The following is a 24,661-nucleotide window of genomic DNA, read 5'->3' as shown; positions in this document are numbered from 1 at the left end:
CCGGTAAAGTCCGTTCCTGCTGCGTCACACCCCCACATAAGAAGCATTTGCGTTTGTATTGTTCGGGGAGGACACATGCAGCATCCGTTCGGTTTCACCTTCAATCCACAGCCCCTGGCCCGCGCCATCCTGGCCGCAACCCTCGCCGGGTCACTGCCGTTGACTGTCGCGCAGGCGGCGCAACAACCGGGCAACGAAACCCGCGCCCAGCAGTTCGAGTTCAACATCGCGCCTCAGCCGCTGGCCGACGCCCTCGACCAGTTCAGCGCCCAGAGCGGCTACCAGGTGATCTACCAGAGCAGCCAGGTCGGCGGCTTGAATTCCGCTGGCGTGCATGGCCAGCTCAGTGCCGAACAGGCCATCCAGCGCCTGACCGAAGGGACCGGCGCACGCCTGAGCCAGCCCAATGGCAACAGCTTCCTGCTGGACCTGCCCACCCGCCTCGGCAGCGGCGAACTGCAACTGGACGCCCTGAGCATTTCCGGCAAGGCACCCGGTTCGATCACCGAAGGCACCGGTCTCTACACCACCTACGCCTCCAGCAGCTCGACCCGCCTCAACCTGAGCCCCAGGGAAACCCCGCAGTCGCTGACCGTGATGACCCGCCAGCGCCTCGACGACCAGCGCCTCACCAACCTCAACGACACCCTCGAAGCGACCCCGGGCATCATCCTCACCCGCGATGGCCTGGGCGCGGAAAGCGATGCCGCCTGGTCCCGCGGCTTCCAGATCATCAACTACGAAATCGATGGCGTGCCCAGTGCCTCGCGCATGGAGAACTACACCCAGAGCATGGCCATGTACGACCGCGTCGAAGTGGTCCGTGGCGCCAGCGGCCTGATCAGCGGCATGGGCAACCCGGCGGCGACCATCAACCTGATCCGCAAGCGCCCGACCTACGAGGCTCAGGCCAGCATCACCGGCTCGGCCGGCACCTGGGACCGTTACGGCAGCGGCTTCGATGTCTCCGGGCCATTGAACGACAGCGGCAGCGTCCGCGGTCGCCTGGTGGCGGACCTGAAGACCGAGCATGCATGGATCGATCGCTACAGGCTCGACTCGCAACTGCTGTACGGCATCAGCGAGTTCGACCTGAGCGAAGACACCCTGCTGACGGTGGGCTTCAGCTACCTGCAAACCGACGTCGATGCGCCTGCCCGCAGCGGCCTGCCAACACACTTCGCAACCGGTGAACGGAGCAACTTCAGCCGCTCGGTGAACAGCGCGGCGCAGTGGTCCTACAACGACCACGAGCAGACCAGCTACTTCGCCTCGCTGGAGCAGCAACTGGGCAACGGCTGGAGCGGCAAGATCGAATACAGCCATGCCGAGAACCGTTACAGCGAACTGTTCGGCTACGTCATGGGCGACCTGCAAACCGACGGCAGCGGCCTGTCGACCTTGCCCGTGCGCTTCTCCGGCACACCGCGCCAGGACAGCCTCGACCTGTACCTGACCGGCCCGTTCCGCCTGTTCGAGCGCGAACATGAGCTGATCACCGGCATGACCCTGTCGCAGTACAGCGAGCATGTCCCCAGCTATGGCGGCTGGAACTGGACCTACCAGGGCAGCTCCGCCGCCGTGATCGGCAATATCTTCGACTGGGACGGCCGCCAGCCGAAGCCGGCATTCTCGGTGAGCGGAAAGTCGGAAATGGACGAAAGCCAGTACGCCGCCTGGGCCACCTCGCGCCTGAATCTGGCCGACGATCTGAAGCTGATCGTCGGCGGGCGCCTGACCGACTGGAAACGCGACAACAAGGACTACAGCTACGGGTCCGAAGCGACGCAGGTCAATCGCAAGGAAACCGGGGTGTTCATCCCTTACACCGGGCTGGTCTACGACATCGACGACACCTGGTCGGCCTACGCCAGCTACACCAAGATCTTCAGTCCGCAGGCCTATTACGTGCGCGACGAAGGCAACAAGCCGCTGGACCCGATGGAGGGCGTGGGCTACGAGATCGGCCTCAAGGGCACCCACCTGGACGGCAAGCTCAACTCCAGCCTGGCGCTGTTCAAGCTGCAACAGGACAACCTGGCGATCTGGATCCACGACGATGTGTACAGCTCGGAGCAGGACACCACGTCCGAGGGTGTGGAGTTCGAGCTCAACGGCGAACTGGCGGAGGGCTGGCAGGCCTCGGCGGGCTACGTCTACACCACCACGACCGACAAGGACGACGCGCGCATCAACACCATCCTGCCCCGCCACAGCCTGAAGACCTTCACCAGCTACCGCCTTCCGGGGGCGCTGGACAAGCTGACGGTGGGCGGCGGGGTGAACTGGCAGAGCAAGGTGGGCAACGACCTGCACAGCTTCACCCAGGGCGGCTACGCGGTGACCAACCTGATGGCGCGCTACCAGATCAACGAACACCTGAGCACCACGCTGAACCTGGACAACGTCTTCGACCGCAAGTACTTCAGCATGGCCGGCAGCTACGGCACCTACGGCGCGCCGCGCAACCTGATGGCGGGGTTCCGGTACGACTTCTGAGCCCTCGGCGGCCTAAGCGGTTGAATGCGCGTAAAATTTTTTGAAAAAGAGTGTTGACAGACATTCGTTTCAAGCGAATAATGCGCGCCACTTGGCTACATAGCTCAGTTGGTTAGAGCATAGCATTCATAATGCTGGGGTCCGGGGTTCAAGTCCCTGTGTAGCCACCAAGTACCGATTCATAGATGTCTACAGCAGTCTATGAATCACCTCAAGAAGCCCGCCTAGTGCGGGCTTTCTTGTTTCTTGCCCCCTCTGCCCCCTGTTCTTCCCCACAGCGTATGCTTGAGAAGGCGCATAAGGTTGAAGCGCTCCGATATAAAGCGACGCTAGCTTGCTGATAACGGTTCAGCTTAAGGAGCGCCTTCTTCCACATTATCGTACGGGGTAGGGAGCTTTCCGAGAGAGGCCGGCAATGCAGACACGGGGACACGCCCAAGAAAAAGCCCCCGGTCTTTGACAGACCGGGGGCTTTATTGAAAATATTGCCTTATTCTAACTCGCCGCCCTCAATAGCCTTCATTGAATTTCTCTGAAGTCATTTCACCTAGGTACGAACAGTTCAACATTACCGAATCCTGGGTTGCGCCAGCGACCATCTTGGCTCTCGCAAGGATTTGTCGTGTCACACACGGCTCGGTCAAACCAATGCTGCAGGAGGTAAAGGTTTGCTCACGTCCATCCGGGGATTCAGCGAAGACAAAATGATAGTAGTGCAGGACTGCCATTGATCTTGCTCCTTTCATGTCACCATAGTGATGAGATCTAGGTAACGACCAGTATCGGGCCGTTGTGGTGCCTACATCGGCGCCATGCTCGCGCATGGCATGGAACACGCGCTCAAGCTCAGCATCATCCAACGTCAGCAGCGCTGCCATATAGAAGTGCATCAGTTTGCCCAGCGGACGGGGCTCACCGCCACCGGTGTACTTGCGCCACTGACCGCCCTGCGCAAGCCCGGCAAGCTGGGCCATGTCATTGCTGGTCAGACCGAGATTTTCTTTAAGACGCGCTAGATCAGTCGGAGACGGTGGCGTGTAATGCTCGATGAAGGTCATCGTGGGACTCGCAAACAGAAAGCCCCGTTTTCACGGGGCCGGTGCATCAGGAGAGGGTTGCAACCTGCAACTTAACCACCTCCACCGGATAGCAGAAGGCCTCACGACTAATCTTGCACGCTTCGCCGTTAAGCTTGCTGGTATCAGCCATCAGCTTGACAACTTCTATATGGATTCTTTCGGCTTCGGTAATGGATAACTGCTGCATGGTTCATCCTTTCGGGAGGCGGGTCGCGCTGGATGCGCTGCCCTTAGGACGCATAATGTACCCTTAAGGTACGATAAGCAAGCACTATTTCGTTACCCTGTCTATTCAGTAAGCAGTTGTGACCTATCACTCGGCGCAGAGCAACGCCGGCCACGGCAACGCATCCCAGTCAATCGATTGACCAAAGTACCGATAAAAGAAATCCGTCAATCGCAGACTTCCATTCGGCAACATACCAAGCTGTACTTGAAATCAAGGACGAGAGCTACGGTGCCAGAGACCCCTCCTCCAAATTCCATAGGCTCGGCTCCCAAATGGCCACCTACTGTTCCAATTTCACAGCCGCGTAGCAGCCTCAATCAGCAAAGGCATGAATATATAATGTAAGAGCCCCCAGCGCTAAAGCTGTAGGATACTGCCCACCAGCAACTATTTCTTGAGGGATCCCAAATTGGACGTCAGCAGTTTCCCCAGTAATGATAAATCGATGACACTTGTTCACCTCCTTGAAAGCATGCTCCACGAGGCTGAGAAAGAATACGGGCCACGCGATCAATCCTGGGTAGTGCTTGGAATAGCGTTCGAAGGGCCGGTCCCTCACCTCTGGTTTCCCAAGCCAGGTAAGAGAATCATAATCAAGCTCTCGGAAAGCGCGCAAAACGATTTGGTCAGAACTTACTATCAGCTAGCCCATGAGTGCATACACCTGCTATCGCCTAGTGGCTCGTACGTAGTGCCGGTCATTGAGGAGGGGCTCGCTACTGTCTACTCAGAGAGATACATCGCACGAGAATTAAACTTTCACTACGAAACGCCAGAACCTGCGTACGCCAACGCGGCAGCCTTGGTTCGCGAGCTTCTTCGCACCTCTCCTGACGCCATTGCCAAGCTGAGATCGGTTGAACCAGCCTTCACAAGACTCACCGAAAAAACATTTGTTGAAGCAGGTGTAGCGGCCCCTATCCCATTAGTTAAAAAGCTCCTATCCACCTTCAAAAACGACTGATCAACCTCGGAGAAAGACGTCTTCGATGCTCCCCGCGTGATGCGCGAATTGGTTCAAATTACTGTGTACAACCATACCCTGCCCAAGAATCCAGGGCTCGGCGGCAAAGCGAATAAAAGGGCCCAACTGACGCGGGCTTTTTTGTGCCTGTTGTCCCGTTCTGAATAAGGTTCACACCCCAGCCCGAATTCTCGGAGCTCCAGATGGAGCAAGATATAAAGCACACGCAGCGAGATTATTCGCTGTCTTTTGGATTGGAGCTTGTTGATCAAATTGAAAACGGCGAACTGACCTACAAGCAGGCCCAGCCGCCGTATTGCATCCAGGGGCGGTAGACCGTTCTGGTATGGTTGCGTAAGCATGGTCGGCAGGATTGGAGCCAAGGGGCGTCGATTCGGTCCGACAGCAGTTGCGCAATGTCCGATCCGAAGGCTTTCACGCCAGAGCAGCGGATCATAGTGTTTGAGCAGCAGCTTGAGTTGATGAGCCAGAAGGCACAGTTTCATTTGCCGGCTCTGCCTGCCCCCGCAGCGGTCACCTCGTCTCGATTAACGCCGTTCCCGTCCAGCCCCTGCAATGGCAGCGCCGGACGAACCGCTGAAAAATAAATGAGGTGATTCCTCACCGTCACTCGACCTGTAAGAAAAATCTGCCAGTCCTCTTACACGGAGCGAGAAAATGAGTTCGTCCCCGGTTCCACAGCGCCACCCCCTGAGTCGTGCAGTGCAAGGTGCCTTGCTGGGCTTGATCGTCGGCAGCTGCACGCTGCCGGCACTGGCGCAGTCGTCGACCGCCGGGCACAGCAACCAGGCGCAGCAGTGGAACATCCCTGCCGGCCCGTTGCCGTCAGCGCTTGATCGCTTTGCCCGCGAGGCCGGCATCAGCCTCTCCTTCGACGCTGCCAGCGTGGCGAACCGCACGACCCGCGGTGTGAGCGGCAACCTCGATACCGCGGCAGCCCTGTCGATTCTGGTGCAGGGCAGCGAGCTTCAGGTCGAGCAACATGGTGCCAACGCTTACCTGCTGACACCGCGCACGAAAGTGGACGGACCTGTCGAAATCGGCAGCGCCGCCGCGGAGGAATATCGTCTCGCCCCGGTTATCGTCAATGCCAAGGTCAGGGTCGACGCCGGCGACGACGCCAACTCGGTAGTGGCCCAGGAGCTGTGGGTTGGCGGCAAGGTTGCCACCAGCATCCGCAACACCCCGGCCTCCGTCTCCGTGGTGACCCGCAAGGAAATGGAACAGCGCAGCGTCAGCACCACCGAAGAAGCACTGCAATACACCCCGGGCGTGGTCAGCGACTTCTATGGTTCGGACGACCGCAACGACTACTTCCAGATCCGCGGCTTCCAGGCCACCACCTACCGCGACGGCCTGACCCTGAGTTCGATGCGCGGCGTGCGCGAAGACCCGTTCGCCTATGAACGCATCGAGATCCTGCGCGGTGCCAACTCCACGCTGTTCGGTCCGGCCGATCCGGGTGGCTCGCTGAACTTCGTGACCAAGCAGCCGCGCTTCGAGCAGTTCGGCGAAGGCTATGTCACCTACGGCTCCTTCGACCACGCCGAGACCGGGATCGACGTGGGCGATGCGCTCAACGACGACAAGACCCTGGCCGGTCGCTTCACCGCCAAGCTGCAGAACAGCGACCGCGAATACGATCACTCGCAGGACGACAGCCGCTTCGTGATGGGCGGCCTGACCTGGGCGCCGACCGACTACACCTCGGCGACGATGATCCTCGACTACCTCAAGACCAACAGCTCGCCGAACAGCGGCGGCTATCCGCTGGACAAGGAATACGACCGCAGCGATTTCTACGGCGAGCCCGGCTACAACTACCACGACGTCGAGCGCACCAGCCTGAGCGGCAACATCACCCACGACTTCGACAACGGCTTCGTGCTGCGCAGCAACCTGCGCTACAGCGAGCTGACCGATAACTACGGCTACGTCTACCTGAGCGATTCCGCCTCGCGCGTCGGCACCAGCATTCCCCGCTACCTGCTGGGCACCGACAGCGATGCCAATCAGTTCAACGGCAACCTGATGCTGCAATACGACGCCCGCTTCGAAAACATCGACAGCAGCACCCTGGTGGGCGTGGAGTACCTGGACTCGTCGACCAAGCAGAGCTCCGTGTACGACCCGGTCTCCTCCATCGACATCGCCAACCCGGTGTTCACCGGCGTTCCTGGCACGCTCACGCCCTACACGGCAAGAAAGAACGATGTGTCCACCAAGGCCGTGTTCCTCCAGCAGAACCTGTCGTTCTACGAGCGCTTCATCGTCACCGCCGGCTTGCGCAATGACTCGATGGACCTGACCAGCAAGGGCTACAACCGCTTCTCCAACCCGGTGCAGATCGACGACAAGGACCACTTCTCCGCAACCTCCTACCGTGGCGCACTGACCTACATCGTCTCGGATGAGGTGTCGACCTACGTGAGCATGGTGGAGTCCGTTTCGCCGCCCGAAATCGGCGTCACGCCGAAAACCGGCCGCCAGTACGAAGTCGGGGTGAAATATTCGCCGATCGGCATGGACGCGATGTTCTCCGCCGCCGTCTACGACCTGACCCAGGAAAACGTCAGCATCGCCGTGGTGCTGCCGAGCGGCATCATCGAGCAGCAAACGGTGGGCGAGTCGCGCTCGCGCGGTCTCGACCTGGAAGCCAAGGCTCAGGTGACCCCGGAGCTCAGCCTGATCGGCAGCTACTCGTACATGAAGTCCGACGTGCTGCGTGGCTCGCTGTACGACGGTAGCTCGCTCAAGGGCAACGAGTTCAGCATCGCGCCGAACCACACCGCTTCGCTGTGGGGCTACTACGACGTGCCCGGCACCGACGTGAGCGTCGGCCTGGGCGCGCGCTACGTCGGCTCGTACTTCTTCGACGCGGCCAACACCCGCGAGAGCGAGGCCGCCACACTGTTCGACGCCGCCTTCAACTACAAGATCGCCAAGGGCACCGACCTGGCGATCAACGTCAGCAACCTGCTGGACGAGCAGCACGTGGTCGGCTCGGGCACGGCCAACTACTACAACCCAGGACGGGAAGTAACGGCCAAGGTCAGCTACAGCTGGTAAATCGTCAGTAGCCCGGTGCCCGCAGCCAATGCGGGCATTGCCGGCCGGCCATGTCTTTTTCGAATCAGTGCTGTGCGCTTTTGGACATGGCCAAGCTGCACGTCGTGGCCCAGAATCGGCGAGTCGATGACCCGGGCCAATGGCGCAAATGATGAATGTGTTGAAACAGGCGCTACGTGAGCGGCAGTTCGTCTGTCTCATGGAGTTCGTACCCAAGCCCCAGCGCATGGCCGCCTTCGAGCGCTTGATGCAGCGCGGCCAGCTGAGTGGCTGGCCGATGCTCGCCGGCATCGCCGACCGGGTCGGCAGCAACCTCGACCTGTCACCGCTGGACACCTTCAGCGCACTCTCCGCCCCCGTCCCGACCCTGCCGCACTTTTCCGGCAAGGACCGCGAGCGCCACGACCTGCTGGCGCAACTGGAACGCATGGACAGCCTCGGCCTCGACCAGCTCCTGCTGCTCACCGGCGATCGCCTGCACGGCCATGAACCGGGCCAGCGCCCGGTGCGCTACCTGGAATCGGTGGCTGCGCTCGGCATCGTGCGTCAGGCACGTCCGGACTGGCTGCTCGGCGCTGCCCTGAATCCCTTCAAGTACCGCGAGGAAGAAGGCGGCGCCCAGTACTTCAAGGCGCAGAAAAAGCTCGCCGCCGGTGCCGACTTCCTGATCCTGCAACTGGGCTTCGACATGGCCAAGTACCGCGAAGCCATGGCATGGATGCAGCGCCAGCCAACCCCGCGCCCGATGCTCGCCTGCATCATGGGCCTGACCCACGGCCGGGCGAAGATGCTCGGACAGGTCGCCGGAGTCACCGTGTCACCCTCGATGCGCGCACTGGTGGAAGCGGAAGAAGCCGTGTCCAAGGCCCACGCCCAGGCCCGTGCCGTCAGCCGCCTGGCCCTGCAGATCATCGGCCTGCGCCTGCTCGGCTACGCCGGGATCAACCTGTCCGGCGTGCATGAACTGGAACAACTGCTGGCGCTGGAACGGGCGCTGGACGAGTGGCAGGCGAAGATCCGCAGCGAGGAGGAATGGGCACTGGCCTGGGCTGAAAGCTGGCATATGCCGGGAGTACCGACGGTCACCTTCCACCCGCCGGGCTCGGCCTGGGAAGCCGGGCAGTCGCAGGTCAGCGCCACGCCCAGGGAGAAGCTGCGCTACCACCTGCTGTCCAGCTTCCACTCGGCGCTGTTCAGTCGCACCAGCCTGCTGAGCAAGACCTTTGCCTGGACCGTCCGCCGCCCGCTGTGGTCGACACCGGGCGGAGCGCGCTGGCTGCATCGCCTGGAACGCGGGGTGAAGCGACCGCTGGTGGGCTGCGATACCTGCGGCAGTTGTCGCCTGGAGGACACGCTGTATATCTGCCCGGAAACCTGCCCCAAGGGACTGGCCAACGGCCCCTGCGGCGGCACGCAACTGAACCGCTGCGAGTTCGGCGACCGGGAATGCATCCACAGCATCAAGTACCGCACGGCAAAGTCGGTGGGGCAGACGGCGGTGCTGACGGAGCGCTTGATCCCCTGCGTGGAGGTCGGCGGGCGGCAGCGCAGTTCGTGGCCGGGATGGTTCGAGGCCGGGGCGGAAGAGAACGTCAACGGACAGGCCGAAAGCGTGGCTTGATCACTTAAGGCCGGTCTTTCATAGCGGACAAGTTTCTTGCCGCAAAGCCTGCTTTTCATTCTCCATGGCCAGAATCCTGGCCACTGTTTCAGGCTCGCAGCGCCACGACACCAATCGCCAGCCAGCCTGCCAGCGCCAGCCACACCGCGCCCTTCGCTCGATAGGGCAGCAACATCACCAGACCCAGCCCGGCCAGCGAGATCAGGCCGAACCAGCCGATAGGCCCCATGGCCCAGCCCCAGGCCGCGATACTCAGCGCAAGGCTGGCGGCCAGCGCCAGCCAACCGCCCAGGCGCAGCGCACGTCGCAACCAGGGGTCGGGTAGCCGCTGCCAGACCTGCCGATAATGCCGCTCCAGCCCCAGGCACAAGCCGAGCATTCCGCTGTAGGCCAGCAACAGCCCTGTGGATAACATCACACCCATTTCAATTGACCTCCACGGCACTGGCGCCACGCCGCACCGGGCGCTCTTTCGGTGGCTGCCCGACCTTCCAGCAGCACCAGCCCAGCAGCGCGCCGATGAACAGCGTGGTGACCTCAAGGTAAATGAAGTCGCCACGATTGACGGTAAACAGGTTGCACAGCGGCAGCAGCAGGCACAGCAGCGCCGCCAGCCCCAACTGCTCGCGCCAGGCACTCAGCCAGGGGCGCACGAGGGCGTGACCGAGGGTCGCCAGCCAGACCAGGAAGAACATCCGCACCTCCCAGCCACCACGCTGGGCCAGTTCGACCGGAAGCAGGCGGTTGGCCCAGAGCAGCCCGATGCAGGCCACGGACAACCCGGCAACCACACTGACATTCAGCCGCTCCGCCACGTGATACAGCAGCGCACCCAGCGCGCCTTCACCATCGTGCCGGCGGCGCCGCTTGACGGTGAACAGCACCAGTCCGGTGGCGATCATGGCGCAACTGGCCAGGCCGCAGAGGAAGTACAGCCAGCGCATCGGATAACCGCCAAACTGGGCGAAATGCATGCCCGCCATGACCCGCTGGGTCAGCAGGCTCGGACGGCTCTCGGCCGGAGCGCGTAGCACCTTGCCGCTGACCCCGTCGAAGACCATGCTCTGGCCCTTGGTCAACTCGATGCGGTTGCCCAGCACCGGCCGCACTTCGATACGCGCATCGCTGCGCCCGGGATTCTGGATCGACAGCCCGGACAACGGTCCCATGGCCTGCTCCGCCGCCACCAGCACCGGTCCAAGATCGGTCAAGGGCGCCGCCTCGGCGCGTGCCCTGCCCGCCTCGCCATGACGCTCGCCTTGGCCGCGCCCCGCTTCGGCGTGCTGCTGCGCCGGCATGCCGCGCATGGCCCGGTTGAGTGCCTCGCGATCGCCATCGAACAGCGCGTCCGACGCCGCCGGCATGTAGATCAGATAGAAAATCACCAACCCGGTGTAGGTGATCATCAGGTGGAAGGGCAGCACCAGCACCGCCGTGGCGTTGTGGGCATCCAGCCATGAACGCTGGCCCTTGGCCGGGCGGAAGGTGAAGAACTCCTTGAAGAATTTCTTGTGGATGACAATGCCGCTGACCAGTGCCGCAAGCATCGCCATGGCTGCCAGGCCCACCACCCAGATGCCGATGTTGCGCGGCAGGTTGAGGGTGAAATGGAAGCGGAAGAAGAAACTGCCGCCTGCGGTTTCGCGCACGTCCAGCTTCTCGCCGGTAGTCGGGTCGAGGGCCATGCCGCCACCGCGCCGCTGCTCGCCGGCAGAGACGCTCAGCCCCGGCGAACGCTCGCCCGGCAGGCCGATATTCCAGGCACTGGCACCGGCATGGTTGGCCTGCAGATAGTCCAGGGCACGCTGTGCTGCCTGCTGCTGGTCGAGGTCATGAGCGGGGATTTCCGGACGCATCCAGCCATCGATTTCCTTGTCGAACACCGCCAGGGTGCCGGTGAGGAAAATCGCGAACAGGATCCAGCCAAAGACCAGGCCGCTCCAGGTATGCATCCAGGACAGCGATTGGGTGATGGTCTTCTGTTTCATCCCGCCAGCCCCGTCAGTTGTGGCCAGAAGCCGATCGCCGCCAGCGGCAGGCCCAGCGCCAGGCCGGCCCAGGCGCGGGTCGCGCTGCGGCAGGCGAAGGCCCAGAGAATCGCCCCGGTGTAGACGGCGAACGACAGCAGGCTGGCGCTGATCAGGGCATCGACCTTGTCCAGCGGCAGCACCCGCGCCAGGGCGGCAGTGAAGGCGTAGGTGAAGGCATAGCCGCCGAGGATGGCGGCGGTGATGCGAGACACCGCTGCCCAGGTTGTTGTTTTCATGGGTGCCTCGTTTACTCCAGGCACCACATTCCCTGTGGGAGCTGGCATGCCAGCGATGGCCATGGTGAATTCACCACAGTCATCGCTGGCAAGCCAGCTCCCACAGGGGTATGTGGTGAGCCAAAGGTCCTTGGTCAGAAGGTGGTGGTCACCGACGCATAGAACGCCCGGCCCGGCTCGTTGTAGGTGCTGGCCCCGGCGCTGGTCCCGGCCCCCTCGCGGTACACACGTTTGTCGAACAGGTTGTTGATGCCGGCACCGAAGGAGACGTTTTTAGTCAGTTCATAGGTGCCGCCCACGCCCCAGACATGGTACGGATCGAGGGTCTTCAGCTCGTTCTGCGCGGTGACGCTGACATCCCGGGTCGGGTTGAACACGCGCGGTTCCTGCTTGCCGTAGTAGGTGCCGGTCAGGTTCAGCGACAGGGCCTGGGTCACTTGCCAGTCGAGCATGGTGTTGACCGTGTATTCCGGCACCACCGACAGCGGGTTGCCGTCGCTGTCCTCGTTCGAGTCCATGTAGGTGAAGTTGGTGTTCCAGCTGAGGATCTCGCCCGCCTCGCCCAGCAGCGGCACGCCGATGTTGCCTTCCCAGCCCTTGACCACCGCGTCCTTGGCGTTGTCCCAGCGCAGGATGGCCTCGTTGGTCGAGGTTCGCCCGGTGAGGTCGTTGGAGGAGACGATCTTGTTGTCGTAGTCGTTGCGGAAGTAGGTCAGGCCCGCGCTCCAGCCATCCCGGGCGAAGCTGATGCCGATTTCCTTGTTGATGCTGATTTCCGGATCCAGGTCCGCATTGCCCAACACGTAGCAGCCGTTGGAGGCCAGGCTCGGCGCACAGCCGTTGCCGTTGCTGCGGTACAGGTAGTTGGGGTTGGACTGGTACAGGTTCGGCGCCTTGAACGCCCGGGCGATACCGCCCTTGAGGGTGATGTCGTCGGTGAGCTTGTACGAGGTGTTCAGGCTCGGGCTCCAGTTGGCGCCGAACTGGTCATGGTGGTCCAGGCGCAGGCCGGGAGTCAGGGTCCAGTCGCGGGTCAGCTCGATATTGTCCTCGGCATAGACGGCCATGATGGTCGCGTCCATGTCGGTGGCGCGCGAGCCGGCGGCGGAGTTCGGCAAGGTGGTGCCGATGGCGCGATCCATGGTGCTCGGGTCGTCCAGCTCCTGGTAGTTCCATTCGGCGCCGAGGGTCAGGGTCTGCGGGCGCAGCAGCTCCATCGGAATGTCCAGTTGGCCCTGGACCAGGTAGCTGTCGTAGGTGCTGGTGGACTTGTCGCTGCCACTGATATCGCCGTCCACCGAGCCGGTCTGGCCTTCCAGCAGGCGGTTGTTGCGGGTGTTCTCGTATTGCGCCATCAGGCGCGAGGTGCCGAACTCCCAGTCGCCGCGATGGGTGACGGAGAAGTTCTGCCGGTACATGGTGTTGGTCTCGCGGCCCAGCCATTTGTTGATGGTGCTGCCGGAGGTCAGCGAGTCGGTGGCGCCGGTGCCGACATCGCCGGCGTAGATATTGCCCTGGCGGCTGAAGCCACCCTCGAAGTCGATGGTCTGCTGGTTGTCCAGCGCCCAGCTGAGCAGCGCGTTGATGTCCTTGTTGCGCACGCCTTCGCGGCCTGCCGCGAGGGAGCCACCGGTCGCGGTGTGGTCGGCGTTGATATCGGCGTCGTCGGCGTCAGTCTTGTTCAGGTTGCCGTAGACGCGGAAGGTCAGCGCATCGGTCAGCGGGCCGGAGAGGCTGAAGGTGGTGCGCTTGGTCACGCCCTCGGCGTCATCCTCTGGCAGGTTGGTGAAGGCCGAGATGCTGCCGCTGATTTCCTTGGTCGGACGCTTGGTGATGATGTTCACCACACCGCCCATGGAGCCGGAACCGTAGCGAGCCGCCGCCGGGCCGCGCAGGACCTCGATGCTCTCGACTTCGTTGGCCGGTACCCAGTTGCTGTCGCCGCGAGTATCGCGCTCGCCGGAACGGGTGTAGCGCACCGAGTTGCGCGAGGTGACCGGCTTGCCGTCGATCAGGATCAGAGTGTTTTCCGGGCCCATGCCGCGCAGGTCGATCTGCCGGTTGTTGCCGCGGGTGCCGCTGGCGCTGTTGCCGGTCAGGTTGACGCCCGGCATCTTGCGGATGATTTCGGAGAGGTCGTTCACCGGCGGACGCTTCTTGATGTCCTCCTCGGTGATCAGGGACACGCCAGGCGCCTGCTTCAGCTCTTCTTCGGCCGTGGCCACCACATGGATATCGCCCAGCTCCTCGGTAGCGGCCAGCAGGGGGGACGGGGAAATGGCCAGCAGGGCCAGGCACAGGGGATTGAGCTTGAAACGGGGCTGCATCGACGACGCTCCTTTCGCAATGACGGACTGCAGGAAAGGAGCGAGCGAAAGCATCCGGCTCGCCCCAGTACCTGACCGGGACGAGCGCGAATGCTACTTTTTCTCAATTGAGAGTAAATCTTTTTTACATTTCATACACTTCTCAGCCGCAGATTGACCCGCAAGCCGGGCGAGCGATTCTGCGCCCACACCTCGCCGCCTTGCAGTTGCACGACACTGCGGGCGATCGACAGGCCAAGGCCGAAACCGTCACCGCCGGGGCGCGCGGCGTTGAGCCGGGTGAAGGGCAGGAAGATGCTTTCCAGCTTGTCCGGATCGACGCCGGGGCCCTGATCTTCGATCCAGATATGCCAATCCTCGCCCTCCCGCTGCCCGCCGAGGCGCACCACCCCGCCCGGCGGCGAATGGCGCACGGCATTGCGCAGGATGTTCTCCAGGGCCTGGGCCAGGCTGTTGAGATTGCCCAGTACCCGGCAGCCGGCCGGCAGATCGTTGCGCAGTTGCTCGGCGGGCCATTCGCTTTCGTAGCAGACGTCCTCGCACAGCACGTCCCACAGGCGGCCGATATCCACGGTTTCCACCGGCAGTTGCGGGCGCTCGGTATCCAGCCAGACCAGTTCCAGGGTGTCGTTGATCAGCCGCTCCATGCCCTGCACCTCGCGCTCCAGGCGCTGGCGCAGGGCGGTGGTGTCCTGCTCGCGCTCGCCGGTGACGCGCAGGCGGCTGAGCGGCGTGCGCAACTCATGGGACAGGTCGCGCAGCAACTGGCGCTGGAACTCCACGGTGTTCTCCAGGCGCCCGGCCATATGGTCGAAGGCCCGCGCCAGCTCGCCCAGTTCGTCGCGGCGGCGGGTCAGTTGCGTGCCGACCCGCGCGGACAGATTGCCGGTACTCAGGGCATTGGCCTGGCGGCGCAGGATCACCATCGGCGCGATCAGCGTGCGGTACAGCAGCACGCCCAGACCGAGGGCCAATGCGGCCGGCAACAGGCGCTCCAGGAACAGCCGCCAGAGGTGGTTGTACTTGCGCGGATCGAGGCGCGCCGGCAGGTCCATGACCAGCCGCGCCTCGCTGTCGCTGAACGGCATGTAGAAGGTCGGCGTCCCTCCCGGGCGACCCACCGACCAGTCCAGGGTACGCATGAAATGCAGCTTCTTGCGCTCACGCCCGCGCAGCGGCCGCGAGGACAACGACTGGTCATGCTGCCCCACCACCGCCGCCCAAACGCCCTCACGCTCGTACAGGCTGCGCAGGAAAGCATCCACGCCCGGTGTGCCGCTCTGGTTCCAGGCGTTCTCGGCTTCCTGTGCGTAATCGGAGAGGATCTTCTGCGTCGTCGCGGGCAGCTTGGCGGTGGCCGTCTCCAGGCGCTGGCTGACATCCACATGCAGACTGATGATCAACAGGCTCAGCAGGACGATGCCACCCACCAGCTTCCACAGCAGCGAATGCCGGTCGGGCAGGCTCATGGCGTCACGCGCTTGAGCACGTAACCGGCGCCACGCACCGTCTCGACCCGTCCGGCGCTGTAGCCGATGCCCTGCAATTTGCGGCGGATATGACTGACATGCATGTCCAGGCTGCGGTCATGGATCGAATAAGCGCGGTGCAGCGCCTGCTGGTAGAGGAAGGTCTTGCTCAGCACCTCGTTGGGCGAATGCAGCAGGGTTTCGAGGATGCGGTATTCGGTGCTGGTCAGGTCGGCCCAGGTGCCGTTGTTGCACACATCGCTGCGCAGCGGATCGAAGGTCAGGCCCAGGGCCTGGCCCAACCGGTCGTGCTCTTCCTCCCTTTTCCGGTGTTCACGCTCATAGGCCACCCGGCGCAGGATGGCATCGATGCGCACGTCCATCTCGCCCATGCTGAATGGCTTGGGCAGGTAATCGTCGGCGCCCTGGCTGAAGCCGACGATGCGGTCCTGCTCGGCTCCCAGTGCCGACATCAGGATCACCGGCACCCGCTGGCGCTGGCGCAACTCGGCGAGCATCTCCAGGCCGTTGCTGCCGGGCAGCAGGATATCCAGCAGCACCAGGTCGAAGCCGCCATCGCGCACCAGCTCCACGACATCGCAGGCGTCATGCCGCACGGTCACGGCAAAGCCGCGCTGGCCCAGATGGCTATCGATATGCGCGGCCAGCAGCGGATCGTCCTCGATGGCGAGGATCCGGACCGGGGCTCTGGGAGATAAGGCGGGCTGCATGGGACACCTTGCGAATGAGAATGGTTCTTTGTCGCGCATTCTGACGAAAGATTCGGAAGATGCCCATAGCTGTTTGTAGGACTTGGCGGCCCTATCGCTGGCAAGCCAGCTCCCACAGGGTGCGTGTCGAGCCCGCTGTGATCGACGCAGAAATTTGTGGGAGCTGGCATAGCCAGCGATGAGGCCAGCAAAAACAACCTAGAGCCCACGACCTACCTCAGCTTCAAAAAAATCCTATAGCTCTCTAGGAAACGTCTGATTCTTTTCCCGATATCAAGACGTCAGGGTTGCAGGCTTCCAACCGACAGGCACCGTTGCCTTTTCATTCCAGGAAAAGGGCGGTGCTCATGAGCAAGGAGCCACACCATGCAATCCACCACTCCGCGTTTCACCAACGAAGTCTCCCCTGAATATCTGCGTTCGCTGGATCACCACGATCCCGAGCACCCGGCACTGGCAATTTTCCGCCTGGCCACCGAAGGCAGTTGCAGCCGCAACGGAGGTGTCATTCGCAAGGCATCCAGCACAGTGGAAATCACCCTGCCCAATGGGGACAAGGTCCGCGTGGCCTGCGCCGGCGACCTTGTCGAATACGCCGATGGCAGCAGCGCTGCGATCCTTTCCGAGTCTGGCGAAGGACAAGGACAGGTCGCGGTCGTCGGCAGTCGAATCGACAATGGCGACGAAATCATCGATACCCCGCAGAACAAGACGCATCTCGTAAAACGGGAAGGCCAGCCATTTTCCCCCGATCATTTTCGTCTGAAGAGAGTTTGAGCCATGGCCCGTGCAATCGTGGACGGTCTGGGTCAGGGGCTTCACGGTGACAAGACCACCACAGGCGCGACCTGTATCGGCAATTTCCCCTGGTCGACGCAGGACGGTCGGGACGTCCTGCGGGTAGGCGACACTACAACCCCATGTCCCAAATGTGGCAAGGCGGGCACCATAGTGGAAGGCTCGCCTGCCATTCACTGGCACGGCCGCGCCACAGCACTGCATGGCGCGCTAATTCAATGCGCTTGCCCGTTAGGTCAAAACCAGCTGATCGCATGGCCCGAACCCGAGCTGGTCAGGGAGATGCCGCCGATACCCCTGCCGTTCACCGCCTCGCCCTCGCCAGCGGCACCTGCAACGGCTTCACGTCCCGGTAACGCCCCCACTGCTACCAGGCCCGTTTCTGCGGATGAAGACAACGAACCTGCCGAACCCGGCTTCTACATCGTGCCGAAATCCACCACCCGCCAGCAGTTGATTGCCGAACTGTTCGGCGAAGCGCCCTCGCCCGAAGTGATGCGCAAGTTCAACGGACTGAATGGCAGCCTTGGCGAGGACATCGTCAAGGCCGGGCAGATGGTGGTGCTGGGTGATCCGCGCAATTACATGTGCATGCGCGAGGAAGCGCATTTGATGGAGGCGGCGGAGGAAGTGGCCGTGGCGTTGGCTGACTTGACGCCTGAAGACGCGGACTTCATGAGCAAATACCACGGAGAGATTGCCTCGTTCCTCGGCAGCACTTCGACATGGGCCGGTGTCACGATGACAGTAATGGAAAAACATTTGGAGAAACTGACCGAAAAGATGAAGGAAGGTGTAAGCATCCATCAGGACGCTTTCGCCCGAGACAAGCACTTCAAGGGAACAGAATTCAACACAGCCCGAAAAAAATGGATCTCGGAACTTGACAGCCAATTACTAAACTCAAGAAGGATCCGAAGCCTGACAACCTTGGGGGATCACCCAAAATTGAAAAAAGCTTTGGGTATCTCTACAAAAAGCCTCGCCCACCATTGGAAAAAAGCGGGTGACATTGGAGACATACCAGGCTATTCCAAGCACATAGAGGCGATGGCAAAAGCTACCCGATACATGAAAAATGGTGGTTACCTGGCGATTGGCATCGGGTTTACTTCATCGCTTACATCCATCCAAGACATGTGCACGAATGGCTCTGCGGAGGGATGCAAAAAAATCGTCATGACCGAAGGAGGGAAGTTCATTGGTTCTGCATCTCTCGGCTATCTGGCTGGAGATACTGCTGGTCGCCTAGCCCCAAGGCTATGTGCCGTGCTGGGACTCAATGGCGTTGGAAAAGTCTTATGCACAGGAATTGGAATAGGCACCGGCACATGGGGCGGCTCTGAATTAGGAGCTCGGGGGGGCGAGAGCCTTGGAGAATTGATTTATCAGGGTGATTTCATATGACCCTCACAAACATAAGTTCATGGCCATATAGCCTCGCCCTCACGTTTACCGCTGGAGGGTTCATCCTCGTATTCATTAATATCGGCATAAAACTATACATAAGCCACAAATACCTAACTCCCTTGCTAAATGCCTTACCCAAAAGCCCTTACGCCCAATCAATATCCAGAAACATTAGCCAAGGCAGCACCTCATCACGATCTCTAACGTTTAGCCTGGTCGCAGGACTCATTCTATTCAAGAAGGCGTTCATCCGGACAGGAGATCTCTGTCAGAGCGATATAGATAGATTCCCAAAGAGGCTTGAAAAAGTCATAAAACTCGAATTTATCTTTTCAATCATCACCCTCTCTTGGATTATTTTGATTGGCATACTGTTCAAAATCCAGGAAGTGAGCACCGAGTAGCCCAACCAGCGCCAGCTTAATAAATTTTGATCTTTCGAAACCGCCCCCTCGCCTCACGAGGGGGCTCCCCCCATCAAAACTCCCACTTACTCGTCACCATCACATTCCGCGGCTCCCCATAACTCCCGCTATAGAAGTTCTCATCCAGCGAACTCACATACTTCTCATCGAACAGGTTGTTCACCGTCGCCGTCGCCGACCACTGAGGGGTCAGTTGATAGCGGGCCATCAACCCCACCGTGGCGTAGTCGTCCTGCTTGTAGGTCGAGGCCGAGGGCAGCATCCAGCTTTCCGAGGTGAAGTGAATGCTGCTTTGCCAGTTCACCCCGCCACCGACGGTCAGGCGCTCCAGCGCACCCGGCATACGGTAGGTGGTCCAGAGCTTGAAGGTGTCCAGCGGCACGATGCTTTTGATCCGTTCGCCATCGCTGTCTTCGACCCGGGCGTGGCTGTAGCTGGCGTCGATGTTCCAGCCGGGGAGGATCTCGCCGCTGACTTCCAGGTCCACACCGCGGGTGGTGGTTTTCTTGGCGGCGTAGGCGGTATCGTAGTCGGTGCCGATGATGATGCCGTCGGCGACGTTGTCGTTCTCCAGCCTGACTTCGAACAGGGCAATCGCGGTGTTCAGGCGACCATCGAAGTACTCGCCCTTGAGACCGATTTCGTAGTTGTCGCCCTCCCTCGGTTCAAGCAGCTTGCCGTTGCGGTCCTTGTAGGTCTGCGGCTTGAAGATGCTGGTGTAGCTGGCATAGACCGAGTGCTGTTCATCGAGGTCGTAGACCACCCCGGCATAGGGCGTGACTTCGCCGCTGACCCGCACGGCATCGTCGGTGTTGAGGTAGACCATGGCCGGGACGTTGTAGTGGTAGCTGGCGCGGTATTTGTAGTTGCTGACCCGCGCGCCGAGGATCAGCGAGAGGTCGTCGGTGGGCTTGAGGCGGGTGGCGAGGTAGGCGCCGTTCTGGCTTTGCTGGAGGTTGTCGTCCTCGCGGTTGAGCGTGTAGGTCGGGCGCGGGGCGTAGTTGTCCCAGGTCCAGATGTTTACCGGCTTGCCGCTGACCAGGTTGTCGCTGCCGCCCGAGGCGGTGAGGTTGCCGAAGCCGTTGCGGCGGTTTTCGTAGGATTGGTAGTTGAAGCCCATGACCAACTCATGCTCGCGACCAAAGGCCTGGAACGGGCCGGAGAGCATCAGGTCGAGGCCCTTCTGCTTCTGCCAGTTCTCACCCTTGGTGGCGGTGTATTTCAGGCCGCTGCCGGTGGCCGGGTCGACGAAGCCGGTGGAGGTGCCGGCGATCACCGAGTCGTAGTCACGGGTGCCGTACAGGTAGCTGGTGGACAGCTTCAGGCTCCAGTCGTTGGCCAGTTTCTGCTCCAGCGAGGCGAAGCTGTTGATGATCTGCTGGCGGTTGGTGCTGTCGCGGCTGGCCGGGTTGTCCGAACGCGAGGTGTGCAGCTTGTTGCCATAGCGATCGAGCACCGGCAGACCGGTGGTGGAGAAGCCACGGGGATCATTGTTCAGGTAGTCGAAACCGACGGTGAGCAAGGTGCTGTCGCTCAGGTCGAATTCGGTGATGCCGTAGAGCACGGTCTTTTCCTGCTGCAGGTGGTCGGTGAAGCTGTTGCCCTGCTGGTACACCGCTACCGCCCTGCCCCGCACATTGCCGGTTTCGGTGAGCGGACCGGACACGTCCACTTCGCCGCGATACAGGTCCCAGGAACCCAGGCCGCCGCTGACGTAGCCCTTGAAGCTGTCGGTCGGGCGCTTGCGCACCAGATTGACCGTGCCAGACGGATCTCCTGCACCGCTGAGCAGACCGGTGGCACCGCGCACCACTTCGACCCGGTCGTAGATCGCCATGTCCGCCAAGGCATGGGGCAACGCCTGGCTGAAGGCGAAGGAGGTGGTCGGCATGCCGTCGAACTGGTAGTTGTCGATCGCCAGGCCACGGGAGAACACGTAGAGGCGGTCGCTGCCCGGGCTTTGCACGTTGATGCCAGGCGCCTGCTCCAGCACCTGGCCGATGCTGCGCAGGTTCTGGTCGTCGATGCGCTGGCGGGTCAGGACGCTGACCGATTGCGGGGTTTCCCGCAGGCTCAGGTTGAGCCTGGTCGCAGTGCTGGTCGCGCCGGTGGTGTAGGAACCTGTGCCCTCGGTGGTGCTCCCCAGCCCCACTCCGGTGATGCTGGTGGCACCCAGTTCCAGCGTGTCGGCGGACTGCGCCACGCTCACCAGCACATAGCCGTCCGGGCTGGATTGCGCTTGCAGGCCCTGGCCATGCAGCAGTGCGACGAAACCTTCCTGTACGCCGTAGCTGCCCTGCAAGCCAGCGCTGCGCTTGTGCGCCACCTGCTCGGCATTGAAGGAAATCGCCACCCCGGCCTCGCGGGCATAGCGGCTGAGCACATCACCCAATGCACCTGCGGGGATGTCGTAGCGTTGCAGTTGCTGCTGGGCCTGGGCCGGCAGCGCGACGAGCAGCGGCGCGCCGACGATGGCAACATGAATGGCCAGCGCCAGGGCGCTGCCGGCGGTGCGGGGGCGTAGCGAAACAGACATCTTCCGTGGTCCTCGTTAGGTGTTGGCTAGTACAAGGACGCACGGCTGCCGGGAAGTGGAAAAAGATTGTGAGAATTATTTCGCTTGCGGACGAATCCGGGTGATCCACGGGGTGTACTGCACCACCTCGATCGGCAGGCTGCGCGCCAGCAGGCGCAGGGCCCGTTCGCTGTCATCGGCGGGCAGCACCGCCGAGACCCTGAGCCCGGCCAGGGCCTTGGCGTCGTAGCTGAGATAGCCGCGATGGTGTCGCGCCAGACGCTCCAGCACTTCGTTCAACGGCTGCTCGCGAATCACCAGTTGGTGCTGCTGCCAGGCCTGCTCCAGGCCATTGCCGTCCACTGCTTGCGGCGCCTGGATGCCATGGGCGTCGAACTGCACCTGCTGGCCGGCGCCGACGGTGATGCTGTCGCCGGCACTGCTGACCTGGGTGCTGGACTCGATCATCGCCAGGCGCGTCGAATCGCCCAGGCGTTCCACCACGAAACGGGTGCCGAGGGCACGCACGCTGCCGTGTTCGGTGACGACGACGAAGGGGCGTCCCGGGTCCTTGGCCACATCCACCAGGATCTCGCCGCCGAGCAGGCGCAGGGTTCGCGTCCCGGCGTCGAATTGCAGGTCGACCGCCGAGCGCCCGTCCAGTTGGATACGGCTGCCGTCGGGCAGTTGCTGGCTGCTCCACTCGCCAACGCCGGTGCGGATATCCGCCAGCAGATAGGCGGGCGGGAACTGCTGCAGCGCCAGCCCCGCCGGCAGAGCCAGCACGACCGCCAGGGCCAGCACCTTGAGTCCGCGGTGCCCGGAAGAGCGCGCCGTTACGCTTTCCAGCGCGGCACGCACCGGCGCCCGCGGCAGCTCGCGCAACGGTGCTAGGCTGCCCTGCAACGCCTGCACGGCACGGGCATGGGCCGGGTCGCTGGCGAGCCAGGCGCGAAAGGCTTCCTGCTCGGCGGCATCCGGCTCGTCGTCCATGCGCACCAGCCACTGCGCCGCCTGGTGCAGCACCTCCGGCGCCACGCTCACAGCCCGCCCCCTGCTGCATGGCATTGCAGCAGCGCCTGGACCAAGTCGTTTTGCACGGTCTTGGTCGAGACGTTCAGTTGCGCGGCGATCTCGGCATGGCCGAGGCCATCGAGATGGCGCAGGACGAACACCTGGCGCATGCGCGGCGCCATGGCTTGCAGTGCCCTGGCGATATGTTCGAGTGCTTGCACGGCCGCCATCACCTGCTCGGCGGAGGGCGCCTGTTCGAGGTACTCGGCATGTCGGGCCAGCTCTTCGCGATAAGCCTGTTCGAGTTTCTGCCGCCGCCCGCGATCCATCAGCAGACGCCGCGCCACCGTGGCGAGAAAGGCCCGCGGCTCGTTCGGCGCCACATAGGACCCGGCGCTGAGCAGGCGGATGAAGGTGTCCTGGGCCATGTCCGCGGCATTGTGCGGACACTCCAGGCGCCGCCGCAGCCAGCCCAGCAACCAGCCGTGATAGCCCTTGTACAACGCATCGAGACTGTCGGCGGGTGGCGTGGCTTTCATGGCGGGCAACACTAAATGAGAATGGTTCTATCTTAAGTTGCTGACACAGAAAGTTGCAATCCGCTCAACGCATGCTGGCGAACAGCACGCTCATGCCCAGCCCCAGCAGGGCCACGCCGATCACCCGGTCCACCAGGCGCTGGCGCTCGATCATCAGGCGCCGCAGCGGCGCGCTGGAGAAACACAGCGCCACCAGGCTGAACCACAGCCAATGGGCCACGGACATGAACAGCCCATAGGCGAATTGCCGGGCCAGCGAACTGTCCGGCCCGACCACCTGGGTATAGACGCTGACCACGAACAGCAGGGTCTTCGGATTGAGGGCGTTGGTGAGGAAACCCGAGAGGAAAGTCCCCCGCGCATTGGGCTGGATTTCCCCGTCCAGCGACAGACGGCGGGTGTTGGTCAGCGAGCTGTAGCCGAGGTAGATCAGATACCCGGCGCCCAGCACCTTCATCACCAGGAACAGCGTCGGCGAGTGCTGCACCAGCAGCGAAACGCCGAGCACAGTGTACAGCACATGCACCTGCACACCGCAGGCGATTCCGAGGGCGGCGGACAATCCGCTGCGCCGGCCGAAGGCGTAGCTGGCACGGGTCACCATGGCGAAGTCCGGGCCGGGGCTGATCACCGCGAGCACGGTGAACAGGGCGACGGCAATCAGTTCGTTCACGAGGATTTTCCTTGTATCAATCAGCGAGTTTTCAGCGCAGATCGGCTGCGCGGTGCTCATTATCGAGACCGTTACAGCTAGGGAAAAAGCGATTTATAGTGCGACAAATCCGCTAGTTTTCCTCACAGATATGAAACTGCCTGCCCTCACCGCCTTCCGCTACTTCGATGTCGCCGCGCGCACCGAAAGCTTCGTCCGCGCCGCCGAGCTGCTGCATGTCACCCATGGCGCGGTCAGCCGCCAGGTGCGCCTGCTGGAAGCGTCACTCGGCGTCGAACTGTTCGAGCGACGCAACCGCGCGATCTTCCTCACTGCCGCCGGACGCACCCTGCTCGGCACCACGCAATCGATCTTCGAGCAGCTCGAAGGCACGGTGGCGCGGCTGCAACAGCACAGCCGGGAGAACGTGCTGGTGCTGTCCTGCGAGCCGACCCTGGCGATGAAATGGCTGATCCCGCGGCTGGCGGACTTTCATGCTCGGCAGCCGGATATCCAGGTGCACCTGATGGCCGCGGGCGGGCCGGTGGACTTCGTGCGCAGCGGCGTCGACCTGGCACTGCGGCGCGATGACTTCCAGTGGGAAGACGGGCTGCATGTGCAGAAGGTCTGCGACGAATGGGTCGGCCCGGTTGCCAGTCCCAACCTGCCACTGCCGGCCAAGGGCTTCGCCGGCCTGCGCCTGCTGCACAGCGCCACCCGGCCAGGGGCCTGGGCCACCTGGCTGCGCTTGAACAGGAAAAGTGAACGCGGTATCGAGCGGGCCGACTACGAGCACTTCTACCTGTGCATCCAGGCCGCAGTGGCCGGACTCGGCGTGGCCATGGCTTCACGGTTGATGGTCGAGGACGAACTGGCCAGCGGGCAGTTGGTTGCCCCGCACGGCTTCGTCCGGGATGGTTCGGCGTATGTGCTGCTGTGTCCGCAGGTGCTGGCGGAGTCGGAGAAGTGTCAGCGGTTTACCGAGTGGGTCATGGAGCAGACCAGCAGCGCCTAAAGCGACCAGAACACTCCA

Annotated in this window: 20 protein-coding genes, 1 tRNA gene and 1 pseudogene; 10 read left to right on the top strand and 12 right to left on the bottom strand. The window is 62.3% G+C overall.

The window, feature by feature from the left end; all coding sequences use genetic code 11:
• Window positions 1–75 precede the first annotated feature (75 nt).
• Entirely contained in the window at window positions 76–2,499 is a 2,424-nt protein-coding gene (locus ACODSK_RS11515) for a TonB-dependent siderophore receptor (protein ID WP_489016079.1), read from the top strand.
• 93 nt (window positions 2,500–2,592) lie between these two features.
• Window positions 2,593–2,669, top strand: a tRNA-Met gene (locus tag ACODSK_RS11510).
• A gap of 339 nt (window positions 2,670–3,008) precedes the next feature.
• Here ACODSK_RS11510 and ACODSK_RS11505 read toward each other — a convergent pair.
• Together ACODSK_RS11505 and ACODSK_RS11500 are read right to left on the bottom strand one after the other, a co-directional pair.
• Window positions 3,009–3,557, bottom strand: a complete 549-nt coding sequence (locus ACODSK_RS11505) for a hypothetical protein (protein ID WP_489016077.1) — start codon at window positions 3,555–3,557, stop codon at window positions 3,009–3,011.
• A 46-nt stretch (window positions 3,558–3,603) separates the two neighbouring features.
• On the bottom strand, window positions 3,604–3,765 hold the full coding sequence (locus tag ACODSK_RS11500; protein WP_489016075.1) for a hypothetical protein: 162 nt from the start codon (window positions 3,763–3,765) through the stop codon (window positions 3,604–3,606).
• A 487-nt stretch (window positions 3,766–4,252) separates the two neighbouring features.
• Here ACODSK_RS11500 and ACODSK_RS11495 point away from each other — a divergent pair, with 487 nt between their 5' ends.
• The 4 genes and pseudogenes from ACODSK_RS11495 to ACODSK_RS11480 all read left to right on the top strand — a co-directional run bounded on the left by ACODSK_RS11495 (window position 4,253) and on the right by ACODSK_RS11480 (window position 9,482).
• Complete coding sequence (locus tag ACODSK_RS11495; RefSeq protein WP_489016074.1) at window positions 4,253–4,771, top strand: hypothetical protein; 519 nt, start codon at window positions 4,253–4,255, stop codon at window positions 4,769–4,771.
• A gap of 203 nt (window positions 4,772–4,974) precedes the next feature.
• A pseudogene (locus ACODSK_RS11490) lies at window positions 4,975–5,274 on the top strand (IS3 family transposase); the annotation flags it as partial.
• A gap of 175 nt (window positions 5,275–5,449) precedes the next feature.
• A complete protein-coding gene (locus ACODSK_RS11485) occupies window positions 5,450–7,861 on the top strand; it encodes a TonB-dependent siderophore receptor (RefSeq protein ID WP_489016072.1) in 2,412 nt (803 codons plus the stop codon).
• A gap of 151 nt (window positions 7,862–8,012) precedes the next feature.
• Window positions 8,013–9,482: a methylenetetrahydrofolate reductase C-terminal domain-containing protein gene (locus ACODSK_RS11480; protein ID WP_489016070.1), complete on the top strand. Its 1,470-nt coding sequence runs from the start codon at window positions 8,013–8,015 to the stop codon at window positions 9,480–9,482.
• A gap of 88 nt (window positions 9,483–9,570) precedes the next feature.
• Here the strand turns inward: ACODSK_RS11480 and ACODSK_RS11475 are convergent, their stop codons facing one another.
• The 6 genes from ACODSK_RS11475 to ACODSK_RS11450 form a co-directional block, all read right to left on the bottom strand.
• The gene (locus ACODSK_RS11475) at window positions 9,571–9,906 is read right to left on the bottom strand and encodes a DUF3325 domain-containing protein (protein ID WP_489016069.1); all 336 of its coding nucleotides are present in this window, start codon (window positions 9,904–9,906) and stop codon (window positions 9,571–9,573) included.
• 1 nt (window position 9,907) lies between these two features.
• Window positions 9,908–11,470: a PepSY-associated TM helix domain-containing protein gene (locus ACODSK_RS11470; protein WP_489016068.1), complete on the bottom strand. Its 1,563-nt coding sequence runs from the start codon at window positions 11,468–11,470 to the stop codon at window positions 9,908–9,910.
• Window positions 11,467–11,748 carry a DUF3649 domain-containing protein gene (locus ACODSK_RS11465; RefSeq protein ID WP_489016066.1) on the bottom strand — a complete coding sequence of 94 codons (282 nt, stop codon included), beginning with the start codon at window positions 11,746–11,748 and terminating at the stop codon, window positions 11,467–11,469. Before ACODSK_RS11465 ends, ACODSK_RS11470 begins: the two co-directional genes overlap by 4 nt.
• Before the next feature lie 134 nt (window positions 11,749–11,882).
• A complete protein-coding gene (locus tag ACODSK_RS11460) occupies window positions 11,883–14,075 on the bottom strand; it encodes a FepA family TonB-dependent siderophore receptor (protein WP_489016064.1) in 2,193 nt (730 codons plus the stop codon).
• Between the two features lie 131 nt (window positions 14,076–14,206).
• On the bottom strand, window positions 14,207–15,544 hold the full coding sequence (locus ACODSK_RS11455; protein ID WP_489016062.1) for a sensor histidine kinase: 1,338 nt from the start codon (window positions 15,542–15,544) through the stop codon (window positions 14,207–14,209).
• Entirely contained in the window at window positions 15,541–16,275 is a 735-nt protein-coding gene (locus ACODSK_RS11450) for a response regulator transcription factor (RefSeq protein ID WP_489016060.1), read from the bottom strand. Before ACODSK_RS11450 ends, ACODSK_RS11455 begins: the two co-directional genes overlap by 4 nt.
• Window positions 16,276–16,641: 366 nt before the next feature.
• Here ACODSK_RS11450 and ACODSK_RS11445 point away from each other — a divergent pair, with 366 nt between their 5' ends.
• Genes ACODSK_RS11445 through ACODSK_RS11435 form a run of 3 tightly spaced genes read left to right on the top strand, consistent with a single transcriptional unit; the run spans window position 16,642 to window position 18,887 of the window.
• Window positions 16,642–17,052 carry a PAAR domain-containing protein gene (locus tag ACODSK_RS11445; protein WP_489016059.1) on the top strand — a complete coding sequence of 137 codons (411 nt, stop codon included), beginning with the start codon at window positions 16,642–16,644 and terminating at the stop codon, window positions 17,050–17,052.
• A gap of 3 nt (window positions 17,053–17,055) precedes the next feature.
• Complete coding sequence (locus tag ACODSK_RS11440; protein WP_489016057.1) at window positions 17,056–18,480, top strand: PAAR domain-containing protein; 1,425 nt, start codon at window positions 17,056–17,058, stop codon at window positions 18,478–18,480.
• Window positions 18,477–18,887 carry a hypothetical protein gene (locus ACODSK_RS11435; RefSeq protein ID WP_489016055.1) on the top strand — a complete coding sequence of 137 codons (411 nt, stop codon included), beginning with the start codon at window positions 18,477–18,479 and terminating at the stop codon, window positions 18,885–18,887. The genes ACODSK_RS11440 and ACODSK_RS11435 overlap by 4 nt, the downstream gene beginning before the upstream one ends.
• A 73-nt stretch (window positions 18,888–18,960) precedes the next feature.
• On the opposite strand, the gene ACODSK_RS11430 is transcribed toward ACODSK_RS11435, so the two are convergent.
• From ACODSK_RS11430 to ACODSK_RS11415, 4 genes are all read right to left on the bottom strand, one after another.
• Window positions 18,961–21,444, bottom strand: a complete 2,484-nt coding sequence (locus tag ACODSK_RS11430; RefSeq protein ID WP_489016053.1) for a TonB-dependent siderophore receptor — start codon at window positions 21,442–21,444, stop codon at window positions 18,961–18,963.
• Window positions 21,445–21,519: 75 nt separating this feature from the next.
• Window positions 21,520–22,467 carry a FecR family protein gene (locus tag ACODSK_RS11425; protein WP_489016052.1) on the bottom strand — a complete coding sequence of 316 codons (948 nt, stop codon included), beginning with the start codon at window positions 22,465–22,467 and terminating at the stop codon, window positions 21,520–21,522.
• A complete protein-coding gene (locus ACODSK_RS11420; RefSeq protein ID WP_489016050.1) occupies window positions 22,464–22,976 on the bottom strand; it encodes a sigma-70 family RNA polymerase sigma factor in 513 nt (170 codons plus the stop codon). The genes ACODSK_RS11425 and ACODSK_RS11420 overlap by 4 nt, the downstream gene beginning before the upstream one ends.
• A gap of 64 nt (window positions 22,977–23,040) precedes the next feature.
• Window positions 23,041–23,649: a LysE family translocator gene (locus ACODSK_RS11415; RefSeq protein ID WP_489016049.1), complete on the bottom strand. Its 609-nt coding sequence runs from the start codon at window positions 23,647–23,649 to the stop codon at window positions 23,041–23,043.
• Window positions 23,650–23,779: 130 nt separating this feature from the next.
• Here ACODSK_RS11415 and ACODSK_RS11410 point away from each other — a divergent pair, with 130 nt between their 5' ends.
• Window positions 23,780–24,643: a LysR substrate-binding domain-containing protein gene (locus tag ACODSK_RS11410; protein ID WP_489016048.1), complete on the top strand. Its 864-nt coding sequence runs from the start codon at window positions 23,780–23,782 to the stop codon at window positions 24,641–24,643.
• The last annotated feature ends 18 nt before the right edge of the window (window positions 24,644–24,661 follow it).

It is taken from the genome of Pseudomonas sp. FG98, from assembly GCF_057808595.1.
This window is presented reverse-complemented; position numbering and strand designations above follow the sequence as displayed.